The 25,220-nt window shown below is 64.2% G+C and carries 24 protein-coding genes; 14 read left to right on the forward strand and 10 right to left on the reverse strand.

Annotated elements, in window-relative coordinates:
• Positions 1–132: 132 nt before the first annotated feature.
• From L0U84_RS21495 to L0U84_RS21520, 6 genes are all read right to left on the reverse strand, one after another.
• Positions 133–825 (reverse strand): hypothetical protein, encoded by a 693-nt coding sequence (locus tag L0U84_RS21495; RefSeq protein WP_233852510.1) that lies wholly within the window; start codon positions 823–825, stop codon positions 133–135.
• Positions 825–1,307 carry a glycoside hydrolase family 108 protein gene (locus L0U84_RS21500; protein ID WP_233852511.1) on the reverse strand — a complete coding sequence of 161 codons (483 nt, stop codon included), beginning with the start codon at positions 1,305–1,307 and terminating at the stop codon, positions 825–827. The genes L0U84_RS21495 and L0U84_RS21500 overlap by 1 nt, the downstream gene beginning before the upstream one ends.
• A gap of 54 nt (positions 1,308–1,361) precedes the next feature.
• Positions 1,362–2,837 carry a tetratricopeptide repeat protein gene (locus L0U84_RS21505; RefSeq protein WP_233852512.1) on the reverse strand — a complete coding sequence of 492 codons (1,476 nt, stop codon included), beginning with the start codon at positions 2,835–2,837 and terminating at the stop codon, positions 1,362–1,364.
• 284 nt (positions 2,838–3,121) lie between these two features.
• Positions 3,122–3,985 carry an ABC transporter permease gene (locus tag L0U84_RS21510; protein ID WP_233852514.1) on the reverse strand — a complete coding sequence of 288 codons (864 nt, stop codon included), beginning with the start codon at positions 3,983–3,985 and terminating at the stop codon, positions 3,122–3,124.
• 16 nt (positions 3,986–4,001) lie between these two features.
• Positions 4,002–4,796 (reverse strand): ABC transporter ATP-binding protein, encoded by a 795-nt coding sequence (locus L0U84_RS21515; RefSeq protein ID WP_233852516.1) that lies wholly within the window; start codon positions 4,794–4,796, stop codon positions 4,002–4,004.
• A gap of 39 nt (positions 4,797–4,835) precedes the next feature.
• Positions 4,836–5,855 carry an ABC transporter substrate-binding protein gene (locus L0U84_RS21520; protein WP_233852517.1) on the reverse strand — a complete coding sequence of 340 codons (1,020 nt, stop codon included), beginning with the start codon at positions 5,853–5,855 and terminating at the stop codon, positions 4,836–4,838.
• Positions 5,856–6,123: 268 nt separating this feature from the next.
• Between L0U84_RS21520 and L0U84_RS21525 the strand changes: the two genes are divergently transcribed.
• The 6 genes from L0U84_RS21525 (at position 6,124) to L0U84_RS21550 (ending at position 11,937) form a co-directional block, all read left to right on the forward strand.
• On the forward strand, positions 6,124–6,801 hold the full coding sequence (locus L0U84_RS21525) for a response regulator (protein ID WP_018423692.1): 678 nt from the start codon (positions 6,124–6,126) through the stop codon (positions 6,799–6,801).
• A gap of 2 nt (positions 6,802–6,803) precedes the next feature.
• Entirely contained in the window at positions 6,804–8,189 is a 1,386-nt protein-coding gene (locus L0U84_RS21530; protein ID WP_233852518.1) for a sensor histidine kinase, read from the forward strand.
• Positions 8,190–8,315: 126 nt separating this feature from the next.
• Positions 8,316–9,356, forward strand: coding sequence for an ABC transporter substrate-binding protein (locus tag L0U84_RS21535; protein ID WP_233852519.1), 1,041 nt, complete (start codon positions 8,316–8,318; stop codon positions 9,354–9,356).
• A 50-nt stretch (positions 9,357–9,406) separates the two neighbouring features.
• The gene (locus tag L0U84_RS21540) at positions 9,407–10,789 is read left to right on the forward strand and encodes a sensor histidine kinase (RefSeq protein WP_233852520.1); all 1,383 of its coding nucleotides are present in this window, start codon (positions 9,407–9,409) and stop codon (positions 10,787–10,789) included.
• Positions 10,790–10,820: 31 nt separating this feature from the next.
• Positions 10,821–11,516, forward strand: a complete 696-nt coding sequence (locus tag L0U84_RS21545; protein WP_233852521.1) for a response regulator transcription factor — start codon at positions 10,821–10,823, stop codon at positions 11,514–11,516.
• A gap of 268 nt (positions 11,517–11,784) precedes the next feature.
• Positions 11,785–11,937: a hypothetical protein gene (locus L0U84_RS21550; protein WP_233852522.1), complete on the forward strand. Its 153-nt coding sequence runs from the start codon at positions 11,785–11,787 to the stop codon at positions 11,935–11,937.
• Positions 11,938–12,142: 205 nt separating this feature from the next.
• On the opposite strand, the gene L0U84_RS21555 is transcribed toward L0U84_RS21550, so the two are convergent.
• Positions 12,143–12,931 (reverse strand): DNA-binding transcriptional regulator, encoded by a 789-nt coding sequence (locus L0U84_RS21555; RefSeq protein WP_233852523.1) that lies wholly within the window; start codon positions 12,929–12,931, stop codon positions 12,143–12,145.
• A 221-nt stretch (positions 12,932–13,152) separates the two neighbouring features.
• Here L0U84_RS21555 and L0U84_RS21560 point away from each other — a divergent pair, with 221 nt between their 5' ends.
• The 7 genes from L0U84_RS21560 (at position 13,153) to L0U84_RS21590 (ending at position 21,156) form a co-directional block, all read left to right on the forward strand.
• Positions 13,153–15,015 carry a bifunctional 3-(3-hydroxy-phenyl)propionate/3-hydroxycinnamic acid hydroxylase gene (locus tag L0U84_RS21560; protein ID WP_233852524.1) on the forward strand — a complete coding sequence of 621 codons (1,863 nt, stop codon included), beginning with the start codon at positions 13,153–13,155 and terminating at the stop codon, positions 15,013–15,015.
• 1 nt (position 15,016) lies between these two features.
• The gene (locus tag L0U84_RS21565; protein ID WP_233852525.1) at positions 15,017–15,967 is read left to right on the forward strand and encodes a 3-carboxyethylcatechol 2,3-dioxygenase; all 951 of its coding nucleotides are present in this window, start codon (positions 15,017–15,019) and stop codon (positions 15,965–15,967) included.
• Between the two features lie 18 nt (positions 15,968–15,985).
• Positions 15,986–16,795, forward strand: a complete 810-nt coding sequence (locus tag L0U84_RS21570; RefSeq protein ID WP_233852526.1) for a 2-keto-4-pentenoate hydratase — start codon at positions 15,986–15,988, stop codon at positions 16,793–16,795.
• Positions 16,796–16,830: 35 nt separating this feature from the next.
• The gene (locus tag L0U84_RS21575) at positions 16,831–17,781 is read left to right on the forward strand and encodes an acetaldehyde dehydrogenase (acetylating) (RefSeq protein WP_233852527.1); all 951 of its coding nucleotides are present in this window, start codon (positions 16,831–16,833) and stop codon (positions 17,779–17,781) included.
• A 13-nt stretch (positions 17,782–17,794) separates the two neighbouring features.
• Positions 17,795–18,826 (forward strand): 4-hydroxy-2-oxovalerate aldolase, encoded by a 1,032-nt coding sequence (gene dmpG / locus L0U84_RS21580; RefSeq protein ID WP_233852529.1) that lies wholly within the window; start codon positions 17,795–17,797, stop codon positions 18,824–18,826.
• Between the two features lie 101 nt (positions 18,827–18,927).
• On the forward strand, positions 18,928–20,190 hold the full coding sequence (gene mhpT / locus L0U84_RS21585; protein ID WP_233852531.1) for a 3-(3-hydroxy-phenyl)propionate transporter MhpT: 1,263 nt from the start codon (positions 18,928–18,930) through the stop codon (positions 20,188–20,190).
• Positions 20,191–20,271: 81 nt separating this feature from the next.
• Positions 20,272–21,156 (forward strand): alpha/beta fold hydrolase, encoded by an 885-nt coding sequence (locus tag L0U84_RS21590; protein WP_233852533.1) that lies wholly within the window; start codon positions 20,272–20,274, stop codon positions 21,154–21,156.
• Between the two features lie 172 nt (positions 21,157–21,328).
• Here L0U84_RS21590 and L0U84_RS21595 read toward each other — a convergent pair whose 3' ends face one another.
• Genes L0U84_RS21595 through L0U84_RS21605 form a run of 3 tightly spaced genes read right to left on the reverse strand, consistent with a single transcriptional unit; the run spans position 21,329 to position 23,852 of the window.
• Positions 21,329–22,402, reverse strand: a complete 1,074-nt coding sequence (locus L0U84_RS21595; RefSeq protein WP_233852535.1) for a LacI family DNA-binding transcriptional regulator — start codon at positions 22,400–22,402, stop codon at positions 21,329–21,331.
• Entirely contained in the window at positions 22,399–22,608 is a 210-nt protein-coding gene (locus tag L0U84_RS21600; RefSeq protein WP_233852537.1) for a hypothetical protein, read from the reverse strand. The genes L0U84_RS21595 and L0U84_RS21600 overlap by 4 nt, the downstream gene beginning before the upstream one ends.
• Positions 22,581–23,852, reverse strand: a complete 1,272-nt coding sequence (locus L0U84_RS21605; RefSeq protein ID WP_233852539.1) for a glucarate dehydratase family protein — start codon at positions 23,850–23,852, stop codon at positions 22,581–22,583. The genes L0U84_RS21600 and L0U84_RS21605 overlap by 28 nt, the downstream gene beginning before the upstream one ends.
• 368 nt (positions 23,853–24,220) lie before the next feature.
• Here L0U84_RS21605 and L0U84_RS21610 point away from each other — a divergent pair, with 368 nt between their 5' ends.
• Entirely contained in the window at positions 24,221–24,973 is a 753-nt protein-coding gene (locus tag L0U84_RS21610) for an SDR family NAD(P)-dependent oxidoreductase (protein WP_233852541.1), read from the forward strand.
• The last annotated feature ends 247 nt before the right edge of the window (positions 24,974–25,220 follow it).

Here is a 25,220-nt window from a genome sequence, read left to right on the forward strand (position 1 = left end):
CACGGGATGGACTTCGCGATGCCAACTTAGCGCAAAACGCGTGCTGGCGAAAGAGCTTCGCTTTCAAACGGACCTGCACGCGACGCCCAGCGCATTACGTCGCGTGCATGATTCGCTCAACGTAGCATCGACTCAGCTGCCGCCCGAGAAGATCGGACCTTGCCCGCCCGGCGCGAACGACGGGAAGTGGTCGCCGGAAGGCGCGGCCGCCGCCTGTGCCGGCGAGCCGGATTGCAGCGCCGGTTCGCGCAACGTCAACGCGCTGTCCGGCGTGATCGGCACGCTCGGCTTCGCGAGCAGCTCGGTCTTGCGCATCGAGCCGACCGACGTGCCGAAGTAATAGCCGATGATGCTGATCCACGCGGTCCCCAACGCGCCGACGATCACGTTGACGAGATCCTTGTTGGTGCCCGGCAGAGGCTGGAACGCCATCAGCAGCAGAATGCCGAAGAAGCCGGTGGTGACCGCCATCGCGAGCACCTTCGGGACCCAGTCGCGATTGGCGACGCCCATCGCGCGTGCGTTCGCGATGTCGCTCGCGATGATGCGGGTCATGTCGCTATCGCGCGCGAGGCTCGACTGCGCGGCCGTCACCATCAACTGCTGCAATTGCAGCGAATTCGCGCTTTCGGCCTGACGGATCTTTTCGAGCGCGCCGGGATCGTTCAACGCGGGCTCCACATAGGCTGGATCGCTCGGCGTGCCGAGCGCGTGGGAGATGATCGCGGCGGCGGCGGTCACGCCGACGTCGACCCGACCACCGACGAGCCCGGCGAGAAGCGGGGCGGTGCTGCCGATGTTCGTCGCTACTTTTGTCCAGTCCATCATGCTGCTCCCAGGAGAAGGTTGGCTGCCATACGTTCGATCCAGCCGCGACTAAAATTCGGCCACGAATGCAGGTTCCTCAGATACCGCAGTCGATACGCGGCGAAGCGCATCACGAACTTCATCGGGTCGACGCTCTTGACCGCATCGAGCGTGTCGCGGCCGAACTTGCCGTCTTCCTTCGCGCCGGACGCTTTCTGCATCCACAGCACGACGAGGCCGCCGTTGTAGTTCGCGTCGAAAATCTGGAAGGCCACACGCGGATCGAGTTCGTCGAGATGCAGCGGATCCCAGTACCTGCGTTTGGCGATCTGTTGGGCGGTATCGAGCGGCAGGTCCTTCATCGCGCCGGTATAGCCCTCGCTGCGCGCGACCCGCGCGGTTACGCCCCACATCGTTTCGCCGCCAGGATCGGCCGGATTGAAGCTGTAACCGCCTTCGTTCCCGATCAAGGCTTTGAATGCTTCTTCGAAGCTGTCCATCGAACTGCCCCCTCTTCGGCTGTGTTGACAACTGAAATGACGCGTGCCCCCGGCTCAGGCCGCTTGCATCGGATGTCCTGCAGCATCGCGTAGCGTATCGAGCGATGCCCGAAGCGGATACGACGTGATTGGATGCGAAACGGGTTTGACGTGCAGCTCGGGCCTCGATGTCTGGGTGTCGTCTTCGTCCGGCGACGCGTCCACCGAGCGCGCAAGATCGCGTTCGCGCGCGGACAGCGTGCCGGCGTCGAGCTGCAGTGCCTGCGCGTATTTGCGTGCGGCTTCGCGCAGATCGCCTTTGTGTTCAAGCGCGCGGCCCCATTCCACGTAGGACGGCGCGAGATCGGGACGCAACGCGACGGCATGCGACAGTTTGTCGATCGCCTCGTCGTAGTTGCCGGTCTTGACGAGCGCCTCGGCCCAGTCGTGCAGCGTGTCGACGGAATCGGGATTCATCTCGGCGGCCCGCCTGAACGCATCGAGTGCTTCGCGATCGTGCGTCCTGGAATGCAACAGCACATCGCCGAGCAGCCGCAGGTTTTCAGCGGTGCGCGACTTTTCGTTCGCGCCGGCCCGCAGTTCCTTCAGCGCATCGTCGATGCGGTTCTGCTGTTCGAGCGCGATGCCGAGACCCGCGCGCAGCACAGCAGAATGCTTGTACCGGGTCAGCGCTTCGCGGATCTGCTGTTCGGCTTCTTTCGAGCGCTGCTGACTGTCGAGCAACCACGCCTTGCCCGCGACTGCCCATTGGGCTTGCTCGGATGAGGGCAGCGCGAGGACTTCGTCATAGATCCCGACGATCTCGCGATAGTCGCATTGCGCGAGCGAACATTTGGTCTTTTGCACCTGCGTGAACAGATGGCTGGCGAGGATGTTGGGTTCGGCGAGGCGCATCGCCATGACCGCGATGTCGTGCACGAACTTGTCGAGGTCGCGCCCTTCGAACGGCACCGTGCTTTCGCGGCCGTTGAACGGGCCGTGTTCTATCTGCACGTGCGCGATATAAGAATCCGCGCTGCTATTCGTCTTCGTGATGCCGACGTGCACGGCGACATCGTCGAGCTGCAGCACGCCTTTGATGAAGCGCACCGTCGTCGCGTACGACATCTCCTGCCCCGGAATCTGAATGTCCTGCTGCGCGTCGTTGCCGGTCATCGTGTCGTGCGGAATCGAATCGGCGTCCTGGCCGATTTCCTTCATCGCCGACATGATCCGCTCCGCAAGAAAGCTCGACGTATAGCCACGCTCGGTCAACGTTTGCGGCGTCTCGACCTGCGGCACCAGCAATTGACGCGTGAGCACGCCGCGCACGACGAGGCAGACGAAACCGATCGTCAGTATCACCAACAACCAGGGCAACACGTACGGCCAGAGCCGCTTCGGTCCGCGGCCGATCACTCCGGCGGTGTGCAAGCCGAACAGCACGAATCCGCTCGAATCACGACGATGGCGGCGATTCGCACCGCTGGCGCGCATGAAAGGGCCGCTGTACCCGTTGGTTGACCGACGTTGACTCTGTGCAATCGACATGGCTCACCTCGTTTCGATCCGCGATCGATGTTGGCGATCGCCTGACTTGCGCGGTGGTAAGCATCGAATGTGCCATAGCGCACTGAACGGGCTGGTAGCCGGCTGTTGGCTGCTGGTGGGGGGATTGAAAGAAAGAAGTGTTGCGAGGAAGCCAACGAATCGTGAAAAACAGTTCGTTGGCGGGAAACAGGACGTGCGTCAGCAAATAAAAATGCCGCTCAGTCCGGAAGACTGAGCGGCATTCGTGAAGAGCGCTTCTTTGTGGCGACTTGCGTCGCCGCGGCTCAGACCGAGCTCGGCCGCCACTTCAACAATCGATTCTCCACCGCGGTCAACAGATAGTCGGCGGCGAGCGCCACCACCGCCAGCACGATCATCGCCGCGAACACGCCGGCCGCATTGAACGCGCCCTGCGCGGTGGAGATCAGCAAGCCGATGCCCTGCTTCGAGCCGAGAAACTCGCCGACCACCGCGCCGACCAGCGCGAAGCCGAAGCTCACGTGCAGGCTCGCGAGAATCCAGCTCAGCGCCGACGGAATCACGACCGAGGTCGTCACCTGGCGGCGCGACGCGCCGAGGATCTGCGCATTCGCGATCATGTAGCGATCCGCTTCGCGCACGCCCTGGAACGCGTTGGCGAACACGACGAAGAACACCATCACGACCGCGAGCGCGACTTTCGACGCCATGCCGAGCCCGAGCGCGATCACGAACACCGAGCCCAGCACGACGCGCGGAATCGAGTTGGCGATCTTGATGTAGAGGCTGAACACGTCGGAGAGCAGCTTGTTGCGGCCGAGCACGATGCCGCAGAAGATGCCCGCGACCGACCCGATGATGAAGCCGAGGCCCGTCTCTTCGAGCGTGACCCACACCTGCGTGAGCAACGGCCCTTGCGACGTGCCGTTCACGAACCAGTCGACGATCTGTTCGAAGATCGCGCTCGGCATCGAGAAGAAGAACGGGTCGATCCACTTCAGCCGCGCGGACAATTCCCAGCCGCCGAGCACGGCCACGAGCACGAGAATGCGCAGCGAAACCACCAGAACCTGGCGCTGGCGAATCTTCTTTTGCGCGATGCGCTCGACCTGAGCGAGCGACGCGGGGTCGATGCCCGAGGGCATCATCTGTTGCGAGGGTGTAGACATGTTTGCCGTTCCTTGATTAACCGATCTGCACTTCTTCGCGCAGGTCATGCCAGATATCGCGCGAAATTTCGATGAAACGGGAGTCGTAGCGGATCTCCGACGTGACACGCGGTCGCGGCAGATCGATTTCGTAGACTTTCTTCAGCGTGGCGGGGCGCGCGGTCAGCACGAACACGCGGTCGGCGAGCGCAATCGCTTCTTCGAGGTCGTGCGTGACGAACACGACCGAGCCGGCGCCGCCCCACAATTGCAGCAGTTCGTCCTGCATCAACGTGCGCGTCTGCATGTCGAGCGCCGAGAACGGCTCGTCCATCAGCAGGATTTCCGGCTTGTTGATGAACGTCTGCGCAAGCGCGACGCGCTTGCGCATGCCGCCGGACAGTTGATGCGGATAGTGCTTGCCGAACTTGTCGAGACCCACGCGGCGCAGCCATTCGTTCGCTTCATCGTAAGCGGCCGATTTCGACCGGCCCCGATAGAGCGGACCGGCCGCGACGTTGTCGAGCACCGAGCGCCACGGAAACACCGCATCGGCCTGGAACACGAAGCCGATGCGCGGATCGATGCCGTCCACCGGCGCGCCCATCACGCGCACTTCGCCGGTGGTCGGCTTCAGCAAGCCGGTGATCATGCTGAGCGTAGTGGACTTGCCGCAGCCGGTCGGGCCGACCACCGCGACGAATTCGCCGCGTGCCACCGACATGCTGAAGTCGCGCAGCGCGATCGTGGCCTTGCCGTCCGGGGAAATGAAACGGCACGACACGTTGCGCAGTTCGATCGCTGGCGTCTCGCGTGACATAGGTTGATTCATCGGCGGGTGCCTCGTAGTTCTGTGAATATGAAAGAAGCGTTATTTCGACGCGGTCTTGACCGGCGCCGACACGTAGTCGTTGGTGTAGGTCTTGGCGAGATCGATATGCTTGCCCTTCACCGACGGATTGAACGCGGACAGCACCTTCAGCACCGTATCCGGACCGTCCGCGGGCATCTTGCCGTCCTTGGTGAACATCGGCAGCGACGCCTTCAGCGCGCCTACGTACAGGTCCTTGTTGTTGCCGTAGTAGTCCTTCGGCATCTGCGCGGCGATGTCCTCGGCGCTATGCGTCGCGATGAAGTTCAGCGTCTTCGCGAACGCATGCGAGAGCTTCGCGGCCTCGTCCTTGTGCGCCTCGGCCCACGCGCGCTGCACGTAGAAGCTCGAAGCGGGGTAGGTGCCGCCGAGCGCGGCGCGCGTGCCTTCGACGTTGCGCATGTCGACCAGCACCTTCGCATCGCCGGTCTTCAGTAGTTGCGAGACGGTCGGCTCCGTGGTCATGCCGGCGTCGATGCGGCCTTGCTTGACGGCGGCGATGAAGCTGTTGTCCGCGCCCACCGGCAACATCGTGTATTGCGTCGACGGCACACCCGCGCGCTGCGCGAGATACTGCGTGAGGAAGCTGGTCGACGAACCGAGGCCGGTCACGCCGAGCGTCTTGCCCTTGACGTCGGCCATGCTCTTGAGCGAATCGGCCGCCTTGGTCGAGACCATCTCGACTTCGCCCGGCACCTGGCCGAACACGACCAGCGCCTGCACTTCCTTGCCCTTGCTCTGCAGATCGATCGTGTGATCGTAGAAGCCGACCACGCCTTGCACCGCGCCCGCGAGCAGTTCGTTCTCCGCATCGACACCGGCCGGCTGCGACAGGATCTCGACGTCGAGGCCTTCGTCCTTGAAATAGCCGAGCTGCTCGGTAAGCTTGGCCGGCAGATAGATGATCTTGGTGGCGCCGCCGACCATGATCGTGATCTTCTCGGCGTGAGCGGCGGCCGAAGCGGCGGCAAGGGCGAACGCAACACCTGAAACGGCGGCAATCTGGCGCAAGGTACGCATGAGGCAGTCTCCTTAGGTTGGTCGCCGCGACCGTGGTGCGCGGCGCTTTTCTGGGTCAATGGCGGCGATTATAGAAATGCGAAACCTTCTGCGAGCTTTCGGGGTTTGGCGCAAATCATGGGTGTTAACCCGAAAGTTCGCCCAAACTGTGCGGGAATCCCTGCTGCGCTCGCCGCGGCCACGGGACGTATGCGGCAAACCACACGGCACGCGCGCAGACCCCTTGTTTTAAGGCACAATCGACGGCCTGACTTTTGCCGTTGCCGCCATGAAGCTGCTGCTGATCGAAGACAACCCCACGCTTGCGCACTGGCTCGCGAAGATGCTGGAGCAGGAAGCCTTCGCGCTCGACGCCGTGCAGGACGGCGACGAAGCCGACCGCCTGCTGCGCACCAATCACTACGACGTGATCCTGCTCGACCTGAACCTGCCGAAGCTGTCGGGCAAGAATGTGCTGCGCCGGCTGCGTCAGCGCGGCGACGCGACGCCCGTGCTGATCCTCACGGCGAGCGGCTCCATCGACGAGAAGGTGGAACTGCTCGGCGCCGGCGCTGACGACTACCTGGTGAAGCCGTTCGAAGTGCGCGAGCTGATCGCGCGCATCAAGGTGGCGATTCGCCGGCAGTCGCCGTCGAAAGCGGGCGAGGTGGTGTGCGGCGACCTGTCGTTCGACATCGACACGCGCCAGTTCACGCTGAAGGGCGCGCCGCTGAACGTGACGCCGCGCGAGCGTTCGGTGCTCGAAGCGCTGATCCTGCGCCTCGGCAAGACGGTGACGAAGCCGGCGCTCGTCGACGCGATCTTCACGCTCGCCGACGAGCCGAGCGAGGACGCCGTCGAGATCTACATTTCACGTCTGCGCAAGAAGCTCGACGGCAGCTCGGCCGCGATCGTCACGTTGCGCGGGCTTGGCTATCTGCTGCGCAAGCGGGAAGACGACCAGTAACGATGGCCAATAGCCTGCGCATCCGTCTGCTGTGGTGGCTGCTCGTGCCGCTTGCGCTCTATGTGTTCGTCACCGGCAAGACCGAGTACGACAACGCGCGGCGTACCGCGAATCTCGTGCAGGACAATCAGCTGGTCGCGTCGGCGCGGATGATCGCGGGCGAGATCGAATGGAGCGACGGCTTTCTACGCGTCGACGTGCCGCCCGCCGCGCTGGAAATTTTCGCGTCGCCCTATCGCGACCAGGTGTTCTATAGCGTGCGGGTCGACGATGGACGACTGCTCGCGGGTACGCCGGATTTTCCGCCGCGTCCGGCGCTGGCGCCCGACGTGCCGGACTCGTACTACACCAAGTTGCACGGTCAGCAGGTGCGCGCGGTCGACGTCGTGCGCCTCATGTACGACAACGGCGCGACGCGTCCCGTGCGCGTGACGGTCGGCAAGACCGTGCGCTCGCGCGATGCGATGACGCAACAGCTGTGGCGTCCGCAACTCGTGCGCCAGCTCGAAATGATCGCGCTGGCGGTCGCACTGGTTTGCATCGGGCTCACCTTCGAGTTGCGGCCCCTGATGAAGGTGAAAGACGAGGTGGCCGACCGCGATCCGATGCAGCTCGAACCGATTCGCGTCGAGCGTCTGCACACGGAATTGCGGCCCATCGTCGATGCGATCAATCAGTGCATCGCGCGGCTCGGCGTGCAGGTGGCCGCGCAGCGGCGCTTTATCGCCGACGCCGCGCATCAGTTGCGCACGCCGCTCACGCTGCTCGGCACGCAACTGCAGTTCGCGCGGCAGCAGGAAGGCCTCAATCCCGCACTCGACGAAGCGCTCGCCGCGATGCATCGAAGCAATCGCTCGATGGTCGGTCTCACCAACAAGCTGCTGTTGCTCGCCCAGGCCGAGGCCGCCGACAACTCGCAACTCGCCATGGAACGCGTCGATCTGGTGCCGCTCGCGATGGAGGTCGTCGAGGATCTCGGGCTGCTCGCGCAAGCGCGTGAAATCGATCTGGGCGCGGAATTGGACGGCGCGGCGCCGGTGCTAGGACATCGCGGCCTGTTGCAGGCACTGATCGCGAATCTCGCCGAGAACGCGATTCGCTATACGGGCAGCGGCGGTCACGTGACCGTTGCCGTGCGTGCGGATGCCGAGGCCAGGACGGTTACGGTCCGCGTGACCGACAACGGCCCCGGCATCCCGGCCGAATCGCGCAGCCGCGTGTTCGAGCCGTTCTTTCGTGCGTCGACGGATACCGAGGGCACGGGCCTGGGTCTTGCGATCGTGCGCGAAATCGCGGACGCGCATCACGGCGAGATCGCGCTGAAGGCGGGCGAGGGCGGCAAGGGCGTGGATATCGCCGTGACGTTTCCGCGTGCGACGCCAAAGTGATCGGGACAAACCCGAGGTTTGCGCCAGATGCGCAGCACTGAAAGCATCGGGAAGGGTTTGCCCCTTCAGAATCACGGGCAGGCGACCCGCGCGGCGCCCAGAAGCAGGATAACGGAGACACCCGCAATGAAGCTTTCCCCGACGCGTTTCTCGCGCGCGGCCTATGCCGCCGTCGCGGCGTCGCTCGCGCTGTGCGCGCTCGCGAGAGTCGCGACGCCGGCGCAAGCCGCCGAGCCGGAGAAACTCGCGATCATGGTGGGCGGCACCAACAAGCTCATTTATCTGCCGGCGCGTCTTGCCGAACAGCTCGGCTATTTCAAGGCGGAAGGGCTCGACGTTGAACTGCTGTCGCAGCCGACTGGAATCGATGGCGAAAACGAAATGCTCGCCGGCGCGGTCCAGGGCGTGGTCGGTTTCTACGATCACACCATCGATCTGCAGACCCGCGGCAAGGAAGTGAAGACGATCGTCGTGTTCAGCCAGGTGCCCGGTGAAGTGCAACTGGTCGGGGCGAAATCGGCCGATTCGATCCGGAGCATGGCCGACGTGCGCGGTAAAACGCTCGGCGTGACCGGGCTCGGCTCCTCGACGAGTTTTCTCACGCAATACCTCGCGCAGCGCGCGGGCGTGCCGGCCACGCAATACACGCTGCTGCCGGTCGGCGCGGATAGCAGTTTCATCGCGGCGATGCGGCAAGGACGCATTCACGCGGGTATGACGACCGAGCCGACCGTCACTCAGCTATTGAAAGCGGGCGATGCCAAAGTGCTCGTCGACATGCGCAATGTCGACGGCACGCGCGCCGCGCTCGGGGGCACGTACCCGGCGTCGAGTCTCTATGTGCAAACCACGTGGCTAGACGCGCATACCGACGAGGCCGCGAGACTCGCGCGCGCATTCGTGAAAACGCTGCGCTATATGCAAACCCACAGCGCGCAACAGATCGCCGCGCAGATGCCACCAGAAGACATCGGCAATGACAGGGCGCTGTATATCAGCGCGTTGCAGGCCTCGCTGCCGATGTACACCGTCGACGGCAAGATGCCCGCCGACGGTCCGCAGACGGTGCTGAAGGTACTGTCGAGTTTCAATCCGGCGGTGAAGGGGCGGCATATCGATCTGTCGCGCACGTTTACCAATCAGTTCGTCAATGACGTGAAGCCTTGAAAGCGGGCTTACCGCTGAGCTTGCTTCGCGCACAAGAGGATCGGCACATCGTGTTTTCGGGCAGTTTGCGCGGACGCTTGCTGTTGTGGCTGCTGTTGCCGCTGGCGGCATTCGTATCCATTTCCGTCGTCATTTCATACCGTTTCGCGCAGAACACCGCGGACCTGGTTCAGGACAATGCGCTGCTTTCGTCGATGCGGATCATCGGCGAGGATATCGACTGGGACAACGGTTCGGTGTCGGTCCAGATTCCGCCGGCCGCGCTCGAACTGTTCGAATCGCCGGAGCAGGACTCGGTTTTCTATCGCGTCGAGGCAAGCGGCCATCGTTTGCTCGCAGGCACCCCCGACTTGCCGCTGCCGCCGCATGTGAGCGACAGACCCACGCTCTATTCCACCCATTTCGCCGATGGCCAGGCGGCGCGCGCGGTCGCGTACGTGCGGCAGCTCTACGATTCGGGACATACCGAGGAAGTGATCGTCACGGTGGCGAAGACGGAGGGCTCGCGCGATGCGATGGTGTGGCGTCTGCTGCGGCCGCAATTGTCCGGCGAAGTCCTGACGCTGGTACTGGCGATGGTGTTCGTCTACCTCGGCCTGACCTTCGAACTGCTGCCGCTGATGAAGGTGAAGGACGACGTCGCCGATCGCAATGCGTCGCAACTCGAACCGATTCGCGTCGCGCGTCTGCATGTCGAGCTGAGGCCGATCGTCGAGGCGATCAACCAGTGCATCGCGCGAATGGGCCAGCAGGCGGCGACGCAGCGCCAATTCATCTCCGATGCCGCGCATCAGTTGCGCACGCCGCTCGCGCTGCTGCTCGCGCAGATCCAGTTCGCGAGGCAGCGCGATAACCGCGACGCCCCGCTTGCCGAAGCGCTAGCGGGCATGCACAAGAGCAGCCGCAAGCTGACCACGCTGACCAACAAACTGTTGTTGCTCGCGCAGGCCGAGTCGGCGGCGCCGCTGAACGCACGCGAGCGGATCGATCTGAGCGCGCTGATTGCGGGCGTGCTGGAGGAGTTGATCGCGTTTGCCCAGTCGCGGGAAATCGATCTGGGCGCGGAGCTGGAAGACGGCCTGTGCGTGACCGGCGACGAAGCGTTGACCGCGGCGCTGGTGACGAATCTGGTGGACAACGCGCTGCGCTATACGCAGGCGGGCGGTCGCGTCACGGTAGAAACGCAGCGGCGCGACGCGATGGCGATCGTGCGTGTGATCGACAACGGACCCGGCATCAAGGCCGATGCACGCGAACGCGTGTTCGAGCGCTTCTATCGCGCGTCGAGTCATGCGGAAGGGACGGGGCTCGGCTTGCCGATCGTGCGCGAGATTGCGCATCGCCAGGGCGGCAGCGTGACGCTCGAATCGAATCAAGGTGGCGCGGGCCTCGTCGCGACCGTCGAGATGCGCTTATGGACCGGCGCGACCTGACGCCGCGCGACCCGCAAAAGAGAGGATGACGATGAAACTGCTGCTCGTGGAAGACGACGCCGACCTCGCGCGCTGGGTGATGAACCTGATGCAGGTCGAGCAATTCGCGATCGACTGGGCGCAGAACGGGGAATGCGCGGAGACGCTGCTCGGTCTGCAATGCTATGACGCGGTGTTGCTCGATCTGCGTCTGCCCGGCATAAGCGGCAAGGAGGTGCTCGCGAAGTTGCGCCGCAAGCGCGACAACGTGCCGGTACTGATGCTGACCGCGAATGGCTCGACAGACGACAAGGTGGCCTGTTTTTCGGCCGGTGCCGACGATTATGTCGTCAAGCCCTTCGATGCGCGCGAACTGGTGGCGCGTATCAAGGCACTGATTCGCCGTCAGGCCGCGGGAGACAGAGGACAGTCGACCGAATGCGGCGATCTGCGCTATCTGTTCGATTCCCGCGAATTCGTGCTGCGCGACGAACGCATGCCGTTGCGCCGCCGCGAACACGCGATTCTCGAAGCGCTGATATTGAAGCAGGGCAAGACCGTTTCCAAAGCCACGCTGATAGACAAAATCTTCGCGCTCGACGAAGAGCCGAGCGCGGACGCGATCGATATCTATATTCACCGGCTGCGCAAGCATCTCGCGGCATCGACCGCGAAAATCATGACGCTGCGTGGACTCGGCTATATCTTGCGCGAAGAAGAATCGCACGAAGCATTTGCGTCGCCCTAAAGAACCAGCTGGAATTGACGACGGGTATTCGCACGCGGTTCTGAGTTGCGGGGCGGCTTGCGAGTATTTCAATGCTGAAAAGACCGCCGCCGGTTTAGCGCGGCGGTCTTTTTTTATGCGGCCTGATGGCTGGCGTGGTTAGCCGGCCTTGGCCGCAGTCTCCTTGGCGAGCAGGCGTTGAGCCTGATGATCGCCGTTTGCCGCTTCCTGTGCGGTTTGAACCGAGGTTTCGCTGGCTTCCGCGAGCAGGGCGCGCGCCGCGCTGCTGATGCTGACGGTGTATGACGACGACGTGGTGCCGCTCGTCGATCCTGTTGATGATGAACTGCTCGTGCTGGATGTAGGCACCGTCGATGTCGATGCCGCCGTCGAGCCGGAACTCGACGTGACAGCCGAGCCCACGGCCCCTGCCGTGGTTTGACCAACCGCCTGAATAGACATTATTTCTCCTGGTAAAAGACGAGTACTGCGTTCTGTCTATCGGCGTCGTTCAAGAGTGCTTGAGAACTATATTTTTCCTATTTTTCGCGGGCCTTAAGTGGTTGTTAAGGTTGTGACTCGTACGCTGCTTTAGCGATGAATCTCTTAAGATTTTGATAAGGTTGCGCAGGCGGTGGTTCTGGGCGTCAAGTCTGCGCTGCGAGTTCGTCGACCATCTCGCGCGCGGCCGTCTGCAGCTCTGGCACATAGCGCCGCTTCGCTTCCGCGAGCGATACCGCGCGCGACAGAAACACCACGTTCAAGCTCGCGAGCACCCGTTCCTCGAACACGATCGCGACGGCGACCGCGCCGATCTTCCCCTGGTCCACCCAGTCGCCGTGATTCGAGCCGAACCCATCCGCGCGCACGCGTCGCACGAGGCTGCGGATCAACGCGTCGTTCGAGGCGAGCGCCTTCTGCTCCTCGCCGCCCCCGCCCGCGCGCAGCAGATCGAGAATGTCCTCGCGCTCCTCGTCGGGGCACATCGCGAAGTACGCGCGGCCCGCCGCGGTCAGCAGGATCGGCAGACGGCGACCGACCATCGCGCGATGAAACGACAGCGGACTGAAGCGGTGCGTGGTCTCGCGGATGATCATCGCGTCGCCGTCGGGCGTGGTCAGGTCCGACGGCCACGCGACGCGTTGCAGCAGACGCCCCATGACCGGCGGCGCGATGGTCGCGATACGTTCGTCGTCGGTAAAGCCTTCGCTCAGCGCGCGCACCTTCAGCGTGAGCCGGAAGCTGTCGTCCGATTCGCTGCGCCGTACGAAGCCTTCCTCCATCAACGTCTCGAGCAGCCGCCGCGCGGTGGTGCGATGCAGGCCGGTCAGATCGCTGATCTGCTGGCTCGTCGCGCGCCCGCTGTCCATCGAGTTGAGGGCTTGCAGTACCTGCAAGCCGCGCGACAGACCTCGCACATTCGTGTATTTGGTCACTTAAAACCCCAATCAAATCAACCATGTGCATTCTATGCACAATTTCCAGATTTTGTTGAGCGGGCAGGTGGCCGGTCCTAGACTGCCAACAAATCAACGAATTCCTGGAGACGCAAGCTGTTGTCCGCAGGCGATTGTTTCGCTCTCGCGACAGCCGGTTCCCGCCGCCGCGCTCCTTGAAGATCTCGACCCAGTCAAGCGGGTCGACATACGGAGACGACATGCCCCCCTCGCTCGATACCGTGGCCGCGCCAGGCCACAACGGAACCGTCACCACCGACGTCGCCATCATCGGCGCCGGCCCGGTGGGATTGATGATCGCCAACTATCTCGGCCTGCAGGGCGTGCGCGTCGTGCTGATCGAAAAGCTCGACAAGATCATCGACTATCCGCGCGCAATTGGTCTGGATGACGAAGCACTGCGCGTGTTCCAGTCCGTCGGTCTCGCCGATGCATTGCTGCCGCACACGACCCCCGATCACTGGATGCGCTTCGTCACAGGTAACGGCCACTGCTTCGCATCGATCGAGCCGCGCACCGACGAATTCGGCTGGTCGCGCCGCAACGCATTCATCCAGCCGCTGGCCGACCGCGTGCTGTTCGACGGCCTGCAACGCTTCCCGCACGTCGAGGTGCTGTTCGGTCACACGGTCAACTCGTTCGCGCAGGACGGGAGCGGCGTCACGATCGAAGCGGAACACGCGCAGAGCGGCCGCCGCACGATCCGCGCGTCGTACATGGTCGGCGCGGACGGCGGCAACAGCTTCGTGCGCCGTGCGCTCGACGTGCCGTTCGAGGGGCGCACGAAGCCGAATCAGTGGATCGTCGTCGACGTGCGCAATGACCCGATCGGCTCGCCGCACGTGTACATGCATTGCGATCCGCGGCGCCCGTATGTGTCGGCCGCGTTGCCGCACGGGATTCGACGCTTCGAATTCATGGTGATGCCCGGCGAGACCGAGGAAGAACTGTCGAAACCGGAGAACATGGCCGCGCTGATCCGCAAGGTCGTCGCCGAGCCGGAGAAGGTCGACTACATCCGCAAGCGCGTCTATACGCACAACGCGCGGCTCGCGAGCAGCTTCCGCGTGAACCGCGTGCTGCTCGCCGGCGACGCCGCGCACATCATGCCGGTGTGGCAGGGCCAGGGCTACAACAGCGGTATTCGCGACGCGAGCAACCTCGGCTGGAAACTCGCGATGGTGGTCAAAGGCGTCGCCGGCGATGCGCTGCTCGATACCTACACCGCCGAGCGCCGTTCGCATGCACGCTCGATGATTCACCTGTCCGAAGTGGCGGGCGACATCTTCGCGCCGACGAGCCGCCTGGGCATCAAGTTTCGCGACGCGTTCGTGCGGACGTTCAACTGGTTTCCGGCGGTCAAGCGCTACTTCGTCGAAATGCGCTTCAAGCCGATGCCGCGCTACGAAAGCGGCGTCGTATTGCTTGCGCGCACGCCGCGCAAGCACGGCTGGCTCGCTCGCGTGCTCGACCGCTCGGGCCATTCGGCGCCGGGGCGACTGCTCGGTCTGATGAGCGAGAAGCGCGAGTCGCGGCTCGGCCGTCTCGTGTACGGACGCGACCCGCATTGTCATTCGCCGGTGGGCCGCATGTTCATTCAGCCGCGCGTGCGCACGGTGAGCCGCGAGGTCGTGCGACTCGACGATGTGCTCGGCAACCGCTTCGCGATCATCGGCTGGGGCGCCGAACCGACCTTCGGTTTGTCGGAGCAGGCGCGCGCGATCTGGCAGCGGCTCGGCGGCTGTTTCGTGGTCGCGAAACCGGACACGCAATTGTCTTTCCATGACGACGTGCCAGAAGACGTCATCGCGATCGGCGATGTGAACACGCGACTGAAGGACTGGTTTGCGCGAGTGCCGGAATCGGTGGTGCTGTTGCGTCCCGATCGTTTCGTCGCGGGCATGGGCTCGCCGCAGCAGGTGTCGCAACTCGTCTTCGAACTCGCGCGGAAGCTGGATCTCGATGCGGCGGCGCTTGCTGAGGTGGCGGGTTCCAGCAACGAAGCAGCGATCGCGCGCGATGCCGTCGCCACGTTCGCAACCGCTGCAACTGCCGGAGCCTGATATGCCGATGCTGCTCGAATGCCTATCGCACACGCCGTTGCACGGCTATTACGACCCCGCGCCCGAAGTCGTCGCGGAAGTGGAGCGCGTGCATGCGGCCGCGCGTGCGCGCGTCGTCGAGTTCGATCCCGAACTGGTCGTCGTGTTCGCGCCCGATCATTACAACGGTTTCTTCTATGACGTGATGCCGCCGTTTTGCATCGGTGCATCGGCGAGCGCGATCGGCGACTTCAAGAGCCTCGCCGGCCCGCTGGACGTACCGGCCGACACGGCGCTCGAACTTGCCGAAGCGGTGCTCGCGAGCGACGTCGACGTCGCGGTCTCGTACCGCATGCAGGTCGATCACGGCTGCGCGCAAGCACTGGAGATTCTGACCGGCGGACTCGATCGATATCCGGTCGTGCCGGTGTTCATCAATTCGGTGGCCGCGCCGATGGCTTCATGCCGCCGCGCGCGTTTGCTCGGTGATGCGCTGGGCCGAGCGCTGGCACGCTCGAATCGACGCGTGCTCGTGATCGGCTCCGGCGGCATCTCGCACGAGCCGCCGGTGCCGGAACTCGCGGGCGCGAGCAAGGAAGTCGCCGAGCGTCTGATCGCGGGCCGCAATCCGTCGGCCGAATCACGCGCGGCGCGCGAAGCACGCACGATTGCGGCGGCGCGCGCGTTCACCACGGGCGACAGCCGTCTGCATCCGCTCAATCCCGCATGGGATCGCGCGTTCCTGAAGCTGCTCGAAGACGGCGAGCTCACCGCGCTCGACGGTTTGACCAACAACGCGATCACGCGCGAGGCCGGCAAGTCCGCGCACGAAATCCGCACGTGGATCGCCGCGTTCGGCGCACTGAACGCGAGCGGCCCGTATCGCGCGTCGCTCGATTACTACCGTCCGATCCCCGAATGGATCGCGGGCTTCGGCGCGATGCATGCGCGAGCCGTGACGGCCCCCGTTTAACCGAATCAGGAACCCGCTATGAACACTCAAAGCAATGTCGACGCGCTGGCCCTGCGGCTGCGCGAATCGGAACGTACGCGCGTAACCATCGCGCCGTTGCGCGACGACGCGCGCTTCGTCGAACTAACGAACCCGGCCGACGCCGAGCAACTTGCGTACGCGGTGCAACAGGCCAACGTGGCCGCGCGCGTCGCGGCGGGCGAGCGCATCGTCGGCCGCAAGATCGGACTCACGTCGCCGGCGGTGCAGCGTCAACTCGGTGTCGACCAACCCGACTTCGGCGCGCTGTTCGCCTCGATGGCGTATGGCGACAGTCAGCCGATTCCGCTTGGCGAACTGATCCAGCCGAAGGTCGAAGCGGAGATCGCGCTCGTGCTCGAACACGATCTGCTGCACGAGCGCCACACGTACGCCGATCTGATCCGTGCAACCGCCTATGCGGTCGCAGCGATCGAGGTGGTGGACAGCCGCATCGAAGGCTGGAACATCCGCTTCGTCGATACCGTCGCGGATAACGCGTCGAGCGCGCGCTTCGTGCTCGGCAGCCGCCCGGTCCTGCTGCGCGATATCGACCTCGCGGAGAGCGTGATGACGCTATCGAAGGACAACGAAGTCTTGTCGCGCGGCAGTGGCGCCGCGTGTCTCGGCAATCCGCTGAATGCCGCCGCGTGGCTCGCGGATCGCATGGTCCGGCTCGGTACGCCGCTGCGTGCCGGCGACGTGCTGATGACGGGCGCGTTGGGCCCGATGGTCGCGGTCACGCAGCCGGGCACCTTCAGCGCGCAGATCGACGGTCTCGGCAGCGTCCGCGCGACATTCTCCGCATAAAGCAAGCACTCGCAAGCACTCGATTGGAGACACATATGGCAAGCGAAAAACTCAAGGCCGCGATCATCGGCTCGGGCAATATCGGCACCGATCTGATGATCAAGATCCTGCGTCACGGCAAGCATCTGGAAGTCGCCGCGATGGTCGGCATCGATCCGAACTCCGACGGCCTCGCGCGCGCCGCTCGGCTTGGCGTCGCGACGACGCATGAAGGCGTGGAAGGTCTTACGCGTCTGCCCGGGTTCGGCGACATCGACTTCGTATTCGACGCGACCTCGGCCGGCGCACACGTGAAGAACGAAGCGCTGTTGCGCAAGTTGAAGCCTTCGATTCGCGTGATCGATCTGACGCCGGCCGCGATCGGCCCGTACTGCGTGCCGGTCGTCAATCTCGACACGCATCTCGATGCGCTCAACGTGAACATGGTCACGTGCGGCGGTCAGGCGACGATCCCGATGGTCGCCGCCGTGTCGCGTGTGGCGAAGGTGCATTACGCGGAGATCGTCGCGTCGATCAGCAGCAAGTCGGCGGGCCCGGGCACGCGCGCGAACATCGACGAATTCACCGAGACGACTTCGAAAGCGATCGAAGTGGTGGGCGGCGCTGCGAAAGGCAAGGCGATCATCGTGCTCAACCCGGCCGAGCCGCCGGTGATGATGCGCGACACCGTGTATACGCTGTCCGATCTCGCCGATCGCGCGAAGGTCGAAGCGTCGATCGAGCAGATGGCCGCCGCGGTGCAGTCGTACGTACCCGGCTATCGCCTGAAGCAGAAGGTGCAGTTCGATGAAATCCCCGCGAGCGCGCCGCTGAACATTCCGGGTCTCGGCAAGTTCAGTGGTCTGAAGACGTCGATCTTCATCGAGGTCGAAGGCGCTGCGCACTATCTGCCCGCCTACGCGGGCAATCTCGACATCATGACTTCGGCCGCGCTTGCGACCGCCGAGCGCATGGCGCAGGCGCTCGTGCAGGCATCAGAGGCTTAAGGAGACTTTTCGCATGGACAAGAAACTGTATATCTCCGATGTGACGCTGCGCGACGGCAGCCACGCCATTCGTCATCAGTATTCGATTCAGAACGTGCAGGACATCGCGCGCGCATTGGACCGCGCGAAGGTGGACAGCATCGAGGTCGCGCACGGCGATGGCCTGCAAGGGTCGAGCTTCAACTACGGCTTCGGCGCGCATAGCGACCTCGAATGGATCGAAGCGGTGGCCGACGTCGTCGAGCACGCGCAGATCGCGACGCTGCTGTTGCCCGGTATCGGCACGATCCACGACCTGAAGGCCGCGTACCAGGCGGGCGCGCGCATCGTGCGTGTCGCCACGCATTGCACCGAGGCGGATATCTCGAAGCAGCATATCGAATACGCGCGCGAACTCGGCATGGACACCGTCGGCTTCCTGATGATGAGCCACATGACCACGCCGGAGAATCTCGCCGTCGAAGCGAAGAAGATGGAGAGCTACGGCGCGACCTGCATCTACGTGGTCGACTCGGGCGGCGCGCTGACGATGAACGACGTGCGCGACCGATTCCGCGCGGTGAAGGCCGTGCTGAAACCCGAAACGCAGACGGGCATGCACGCGCATCACAACCTGTCGCTCGGCGTGGCGAATTCGATGGTCGCGGTGGAAGAGGGCTGCGACCGCATCGATGCATCGCTCGCGGGCATGGGTGCGGGTGCCGGCAATGCACCGCTCGAGGTGTTCATCGCGGCGGCCGAGCGCATGGGCTGGAATCACGGCACTGATCTCTACACGCTGATGGACGCCGCCGACGACATCGTGCGTCCGCTGCAGGACCGGCCGGTTCGTGTGGACCGCGAAACGCTCGCGCTCGGCTATGCGGGTGTGTATTCGAGCTTCCTGCGTCATTCCGAAGTGGCCGCGAAGAAATACGGCCTGAAGACCGTCGACATTCTCGTCGAGCTGGGCAAGCGCCGCATGGTCGGCGGCCAGGAAGACATGATCGTCGACGTGGCGCTCGATCTCAAGCGCGCGCGTGCAACCGACGCAGCGGTTTCATGACCAGGACGCTGCGCGAAGGCACCGCATGCCGCGCGCGCAGCGTTCATTTCATCCAGCAAGGTCGCCGCAAGAGCGACGCTGATTCAATCTTGGAGACATTTATGCGGCAGTCAACGCAAGCAACGCAAACAACGCAGTCGACCAAACCTCTCGCCAGCGGCGCGCTGACGATCGGGCTCTGCCTGATCGTTGCGCTGCTCGAAGGCGTGGACCTGCAATCGACCGGCCTCGCGGCACCGCGCATGGCGCGCGAATTTCATCTCGCGGTCGCGCAGATGGGCTGGGCGTTCAGCGTCGGCGCATTCGGGCTCCTGCCAGGCGCCGCGATCGGAGGACGTCTGGCCGACCGGCTCGGGCGCAAGCGCGTGCTGATGTGGTCGGTTGCGCTGTTCGGGATCTTCTCGCTCGCGACCGCGCAGGTGTGGGATCTGAACAGCCTGCTCGCCGCGCGCTTTCTGACCGGCCTCGGTCTGGGCGCGGCGATGCCGAATCTGATCGCGCTGTGCTCGGAAGCGGCGCCGCCCCATCAGCGCAACACCGCGGTCGGCGCGATGTATTGCGGCATGCCGTTCGGCGCGGCGCTCGCGGCGGTGGTCGGCATCATTAGCCCGGGGGATGCGGGCTGGCGGCATATCTTCTATGTCGGCGGGTTCGGGCCGTTGCTGGTGCTGCCGCTGCTTGCGCTGTTCCTGCGCGAGTCGGCGCAGTTCGTCGCGGCGCGTGCAACCAGAGGCGCGCGGCGCGATGCGTCGGCGAGCGTGACGCGCGCGCTTTGGCAGGAAGGACGCGCGGGCACGACGATCGCGTTGTGGATCAGCTATCTGGGCACGCTGATCGTGCTGTATTTCCTGATCAACTGGCTGCCGTCGCTCGTGTTGACGCGCGGTCTGACGCGCGTGCAGTCGGGTGTCGTGCAGATGATGTTCAACATCGGCGGCGGCATCGGCGCGATCGTGATCGCCGGCATGATGGACCGGATGGGCCGGCGCCGCACGGTCGCGGGCATGTATGTCGGCGTCGTCGTTGCGCTGGGCGCGTTGCTGAGCGCGAACGGCGGCACCTCGATGGCGTGGGGCGGTCTGCTCGCCGGACTGTTCCTGGTGGGCGGCCAGTCGGTGCTGTACGCGCTGGCAAGCAGCCTGTACCCGACCGAGGTGCGTGGCACCGGCGTCGGCGCGGCCGTGGCGGTGGGCCGTCTCGGCTCGATCCTCGGACCGTTGATCGCGGGGCAACTGCTCGCGATCGGTCAGGGCGCAAGCGTGCTGCTCGGCGCGAGCATTCCGCTGATCGCGGTTGCCGCGGTTGGCGCATGGCTCGTCGTGAACCGCTCGACGCTTCGTTACACCGCGGCGGCTACGCAATAGTCTCGCAGCCCGAAAAATTGGGCGGGTCCGTCGTCGACGACGACCCGCGGTCACTTAACCCGTGAAACAAAGGAATTCGACATGAGCAACACCAACATGCAGGCAGCGGCGATCACCGAAGAAGCGACCAGCCGGTTCGTGCGCATCACCGAAGATGGCCGCGAGATGCAGCTTCACTACAACGATGTGGGGCAGGGCGCGGAAACGGTCGTGATGCTGCACGGCTCGGGACCGGGTGCGACCGGCTGGGCCAACTTCAATCGCAACGTCGAGCCGCTCGTCGCGGCTGGCTATCGCGTGATCCTGATGGACTGCCTCGGGTGGGGCAAGAGCGACCCGATCGTCTGCAAGGGCTCGCGCTCGGAACTCAACGGACGCAGCCTGAAGGCGCTGCTCGACGCGCTCGATATCGAACGTGTGCATATCATCGGCAACTCGATGGGCGGGCATAGCGCGGTCGCATTCGCGCTCGCCGAGCCGCAGCGCGTCGGCAAGCTGGTGCTGATGGGCGGCGGCACCGGCGGCCCGAGCCAGTTCGTGCCGATGCCGACCGAAGGCATCAAGTTGCTGCAGGGGCTGTACCGCAACCCGACCATCGAGAACCTGCAGCGCATGATGAGCGTCTTCGTGTTCGACACGAAGGCGTTGACCGAAGACCTGATGCAGGCGCGTCTTGCGAACATGCTGGCGCGCCGCGATCACCTCGAGAACTTCGTCGCGAGCCTCGCCGCGAATCCGAAGCAGTTCAACGACTACGGCCCGCGCCTTGGCGAAGTCACCGCGCCGACGCTCGTGATCTGGGGCCGCGATGATCGCTTCGTGCCGATGGACATCGGCTTACGGCTCGTTGCCGGGATGCCGAATGCGGATCTGCACGTGTTCGGCCGTTGCGGGCATTGGGCGCAGTGGGAGCACGCGGACAAGTTCAACCGGATGGTGGTCGAGTTTCTGGGACGCGAGGGGTAAGGGGGGGTCACTGTTGTTGCGGGCGACTGGCGCGCCGCTGCGGCGGGGGGCTGGTTGTCTCGCTTGGCTTGGAGTGGTTTTCACGGTCCAAATGTAGAGCCAATGTAGATACGGGTGACTTGCGGGTTTTGCCGACGATGCGAACCCAACCCGCGCGCGAGCAGTGACCCGATCACTCCGCCGCGGGGATCCGGGTCACACTCTTTCGCACCCGCCCGTCACCACCCGCGGCATCGTCCGCCGCCTCCCCGGCCTCCCGCCTAACCGTCGACTCCCGCACCACCAGATGCGGATCAAGCATCGAATAACTCGCGCTTTCTTCGCCCTTGCCGTGGAGTTCGTCGATCAGCTTCGTCATCGCGAGCTCGCCCATCTTCTCGCTCTGAAAGTCCACCGACGTCAGCGCCGGCGACACGTACTCGCCATACGGGACGTTATCGAATCCAGCGATCGACACATCGCGCGGCAACGAGAAGCCGAGCGCGCGCGCTTCCTTGATGAAGCCGAGCGCAATCAGATCGTTGTAGCAGATCACGGCGTCCGGTCGTTTCGGGCCGAGCATCAGGCCCGAGCAGGCGCGCTCGCCAGCCGCCGCCGACGGGCTTTGTGCGTCGTGAATGTCGAGCGTTAGCCCGTATTCGTCGAGGCAATTGCGAATGCCGCGAATCCGCTCGTCGTTCCAGCGTGAGCGGCCAAAGCCGAGATACGCGATGCGCTTGTGACCGAGCTTGATCAGATGGTTCGCGAGCATATAGCCGGCGAGATTGCTGTCGGTGCCGACGCTCGAAATCTGAAAGCGCGAACTGCGGCCAAACAGCACGACCGGCTTGCCGAGATCGAGCAGCCATTGCACCGACTCGTCGGGCATGCGCGAACTCACGATCATACCGTCGACGCGTTGCGCGAGCGATTCGATCAGCGTCTTTTCGCGTTCCTGGCTCTCTTCGGTATCGACGAGCAGCAGCGTGTAGTCGTGCTGAAGCGCGACGCGATTGGCGCCTTTCACGATGTTGGTGAAATGCGGATTGCGGATGTCGAGAATCGCGAGACCGATCGTGCGCGTGCGCCCGGTGATCATCGAACGCGCGAGCGGATTCGAACGGTAGCCGAGCTGCGCGATCGTCTCCTTCAGGCGCGCCTCGACGGCGGGGGTGAAGCGCTGGGTCCCATTCATGTACTTCGATACGGTCGCGACCGACACGCCTGCGGCGGCCGCGACGTCGCGAATGGTGGCACCCTTCTTCATCGGTAGAGGATAACGTTTTCCAGTGATCTTTTAATAATATCGGGTATCCCATCGAGCGTAAAGGCGAGCGCCACCCCGTGAGCGTGCTCGCCTTCATTCATGCATGCGTTCGAGCCGCAACACGCCCGCACGATCGATGGACGGATCGCGACGGCGGCGTTGGCGCTGTGGCGCAGCATCAATAGCGCGGCTTCTTTGCCGTCCACTCCGGACGCAGCTTGCGCATTTGCGCCGCGTCGTTGCGCTGCGTAATGCCGCATTCCAGATAGCGCTCGTGCAGCGCGCGCAGCGCGTCGTGGTCGAGTTCGACGCCGAGCCCCGGAGCATCGGTGAGCGTCACGCAGCCGCCTTCGATGTTGATCTTGCCGCCTTCGAGCACCTCGTCGTCCTGCCACGGGTAGTGCGTGTCACACGCATACGTGAGGTTCGGCACCGCCGCCGCCAGATGCGACATCGCCATCAGACTGATACCGAGGTGCGAATTCGAATGCATCGACAGACCGAGACCGAACGTATCGCACATCGTTGCGAGCGTTTGCGTTGCGCGCAAACCGCCCCAGTAGTGGTGGTCCGACAGCACGATCTGCACGCCATTCAGCGCGACGTTACGACGGAATTCGTCCATGCTGGTGACGACCATGTTGGTCGCGAGCGGCAGGCCCGTTGCGCGATGCAACTGCGCCATGCCTTCGAGGCCCGGCGTCGGGTCCTCGTAGTACTCGAGATCGCCTTCGAGCTCGCTGGCCACCCTGATGGAGGTTTCGAGCGACCAGTTTGCGTTCGGATCGATTCGCAAAGGGTGATTCGGAAAGGCGCGCTTGAGCGCCTTCAGGCTCGAAACCTCGACATCCGGTTCGAGCGCTCCCGCCTTCAGCTTGATGCTGCCGAAGCCGTAACGATCGATCATCGTGCGGGCCTGCCCGACGATCTGCTCGGGGGTCAGCGCCTCGCCCCAGTTGTCGGGACGATACGAAGGATCGACGTCGCTCGCGAACTTGAAGAACAGGTACGCCGAAAACGGCACCCGGCGACGCACCGCGCCGCCGAGCAGTTCATGCAGCGGTATGCCGAGCGAGCGCGCCTGCAGATCGAGCAGCGCGACTTCGAACGCGCCGAACACCTTCTGCTCGGCCTTGTCGAGTTGCGAGCCCGGCGCGAGATCGATTTCCACCGCGTTGGCGTGCGCGATGCCCGACGACTGCGCCGCGCGTACCGCGCGCGCCGCGCCGTTCAGATCGAACGGGCTGAGTCCGACGAGGCGGTCTTTCACCCGCAGCAGGGCGCCTAGCACCGGCTTGTCGCCATAGGTTTCGCCGAGACCGATCAGGCCATTGTCGGCTTCGATTTCGATGATCGAGCGCAGCGCGAACGGTTCGTGTACTCCGCTCGCGTTCAGAAGCGGCGGGTCGCTGATGGCGATGGGCGTGACGCGGATGGAGACGATCTTCATGGGTGCGGGCTCCTTCATCGATGAACGGTGCGGGCGCAGTCAGCTAGTGGGAGGATAACGATTTCCTATTCTAGCGAACGGCTCGCGGCCGGTAAATGCGGATCGGCACACATCGGATGGAGCGTGGCGCGGGTGTGCTACCAAGGGGGAACCAAGCGGGGAACCAAGCGGGGAACCAAGCGGGGAACCAAGCGGGGAACCAAGCGGGGCAGTACCACTTCGCACCTATTTGGCTAACGGCTCCGCGTTTATCCTGGCCGCTTGATCGCGGGAGGCCGTTTGACTTGTGGTGCTGTTGTCCTTAAAGTTGAAGAAAACGATTTCCTTATGCCGCTGTTCGCTACGCGGCGACTCAACGGACAGCAACGATGCAGGTTCAATTCGATTTCAGCGGCAAGGTCGTGGTGGTGACGGGTGCCAGCGGGGCCATCGGGATGGCGATCACGAAGCGCTTTCACCGCGCCGGCGCACATGTGCTCGCGGCCGGCCGGCGCGCCGACGCGCTCGATTCGCTCGCGACGCGGCTCGGCGAGCGCTGCGAGGTCGTGATCGGCGACCTCGCGCTCGCGGAGCATCGGCAGGACATCGCCGAGCGCGCGCGGCGGCACGGCGGAATCGACATCCTGATCAACAACGCGGGCATGACGCAGACCAAAGTGCCGTCGCTCGATACTAACCTCGACGACTTCGACCGCATCTTCAACGTCAACCTGCGCGCGACCTGGGCGCTGAGTCTCGACGCGATTCGCGACTGGATTGCGCGCGAGCATCGAGGCGTGATCGTCAACGTGTCGTCGCCGGGGGCGCAGCGCGCGCACCGTAACAACGCGATCTACGACATGACGAAGGGCGGCATCGACGCGCTCACCCGCTGCCTCGCAACCGATTTCGGCCGCCACGGCATTCGCGTGAACGCGATCGCGCCCGCGCAGATTCCGCATTCGCACGTGCGCGAAGTCGATCCCGCGGCTGCGCGCGGCTTGCCGCTGCCGCGCCACGCGGACCCCGATGAAGCGGCGGGTCCGGTGCTGTTCCTCGCATCGGATGCGGCGTCGTTCATCACGGGCCACGTGCTGCCCGTCGACGGTGGCCTGCTCGCGCAACTGCGCACGGTAGCCTGAGCTCCTGTGAACCCCGTTTTCCGGTATCAAGCCCGGCCGCAAGGTCAAAAGACTTTCGTATATTCCGGAGATCTAAATGAAGAGGATGTCGCGGGCCGAGAGCGCCCCTCTTGCTTTGACTGCGTGCGCGTTTGCCCATGCGCAAAGCTCGGTGAGCTCATATGGCGGCGTCGATCGGGGCCGCGCACGGTGAAGACCGGCGCGGCGCGCCGCAACCGCGAGCACGGCGCGCCAGTGTTGCACTGGA

The organism is Paraburkholderia sp. HD33-4 (assembly GCF_021390635.1).
Taxonomy (GTDB): domain Bacteria; phylum Pseudomonadota; class Gammaproteobacteria; order Burkholderiales; family Burkholderiaceae; genus Paraburkholderia.

Coding starts and splice junctions, on each gene's coding strand:
- dmpG (WP_233852529.1), top strand. CDS start 17,795: ATGGACAAGAAACTGTATATCTCCGATGTGACGCTGCGCGACGGCAGC.
- L0U84_RS21610 (WP_233852541.1), top strand. CDS start 24,221: ATGCAGGTTCAATTCGATTTCAGCGGCAAGGTCGTGGTGGTGACGGGT.
- L0U84_RS21605 (WP_233852539.1), bottom strand. CDS start 23,852: ATGAAGATCGTCTCCATCCGCGTCACGCCCATCGCCATCAGCGACCCG.
- L0U84_RS21520 (WP_233852517.1), bottom strand. CDS start 5,855: ATGCGTACCTTGCGCCAGATTGCCGCCGTTTCAGGTGTTGCGTTCGCC.
- L0U84_RS21550 (WP_233852522.1), top strand. CDS start 11,785: ATGCTGACGGTGTATGACGACGACGTGGTGCCGCTCGTCGATCCTGTT.
- L0U84_RS21505 (WP_233852512.1), bottom strand. CDS start 2,837: ATGTCGATTGCACAGAGTCAACGTCGGTCAACCAACGGGTACAGCGGC.
- L0U84_RS21560 (WP_233852524.1), top strand. CDS start 13,153: ATGCCCCCCTCGCTCGATACCGTGGCCGCGCCAGGCCACAACGGAACC.
- L0U84_RS21590 (WP_233852533.1), top strand. CDS start 20,272: ATGAGCAACACCAACATGCAGGCAGCGGCGATCACCGAAGAAGCGACC.
- L0U84_RS21565 (WP_233852525.1), top strand. CDS start 15,017: ATGCCGATGCTGCTCGAATGCCTATCGCACACGCCGTTGCACGGCTAT.
- L0U84_RS21570 (WP_233852526.1), top strand. CDS start 15,986: ATGAACACTCAAAGCAATGTCGACGCGCTGGCCCTGCGGCTGCGCGAA.
- mhpT (WP_233852531.1), top strand. CDS start 18,928: ATGCGGCAGTCAACGCAAGCAACGCAAACAACGCAGTCGACCAAACCT.
- L0U84_RS21495 (WP_233852510.1), bottom strand. CDS start 825: ATGGACTGGACAAAAGTAGCGACGAACATCGGCAGCACCGCCCCGCTT.
- L0U84_RS21595 (WP_233852535.1), bottom strand. CDS start 22,402: ATGAAGAAGGGTGCCACCATTCGCGACGTCGCGGCCGCCGCAGGCGTG.
- L0U84_RS21525 (WP_018423692.1), top strand. CDS start 6,124: ATGAAGCTGCTGCTGATCGAAGACAACCCCACGCTTGCGCACTGGCTC.
- L0U84_RS21575 (WP_233852527.1), top strand. CDS start 16,831: ATGGCAAGCGAAAAACTCAAGGCCGCGATCATCGGCTCGGGCAATATC.
- L0U84_RS21530 (WP_233852518.1), top strand. CDS start 6,804: ATGGCCAATAGCCTGCGCATCCGTCTGCTGTGGTGGCTGCTCGTGCCG.
- L0U84_RS21510 (WP_233852514.1), bottom strand. CDS start 3,985: ATGTCTACACCCTCGCAACAGATGATGCCCTCGGGCATCGACCCCGCG.
- L0U84_RS21515 (WP_233852516.1), bottom strand. CDS start 4,796: ATGAATCAACCTATGTCACGCGAGACGCCAGCGATCGAACTGCGCAAC.
- L0U84_RS21500 (WP_233852511.1), bottom strand. CDS start 1,307: ATGGACAGCTTCGAAGAAGCATTCAAAGCCTTGATCGGGAACGAAGGC.
- L0U84_RS21545 (WP_233852521.1), top strand. CDS start 10,821: ATGAAACTGCTGCTCGTGGAAGACGACGCCGACCTCGCGCGCTGGGTG.
- L0U84_RS21535 (WP_233852519.1), top strand. CDS start 8,316: ATGAAGCTTTCCCCGACGCGTTTCTCGCGCGCGGCCTATGCCGCCGTC.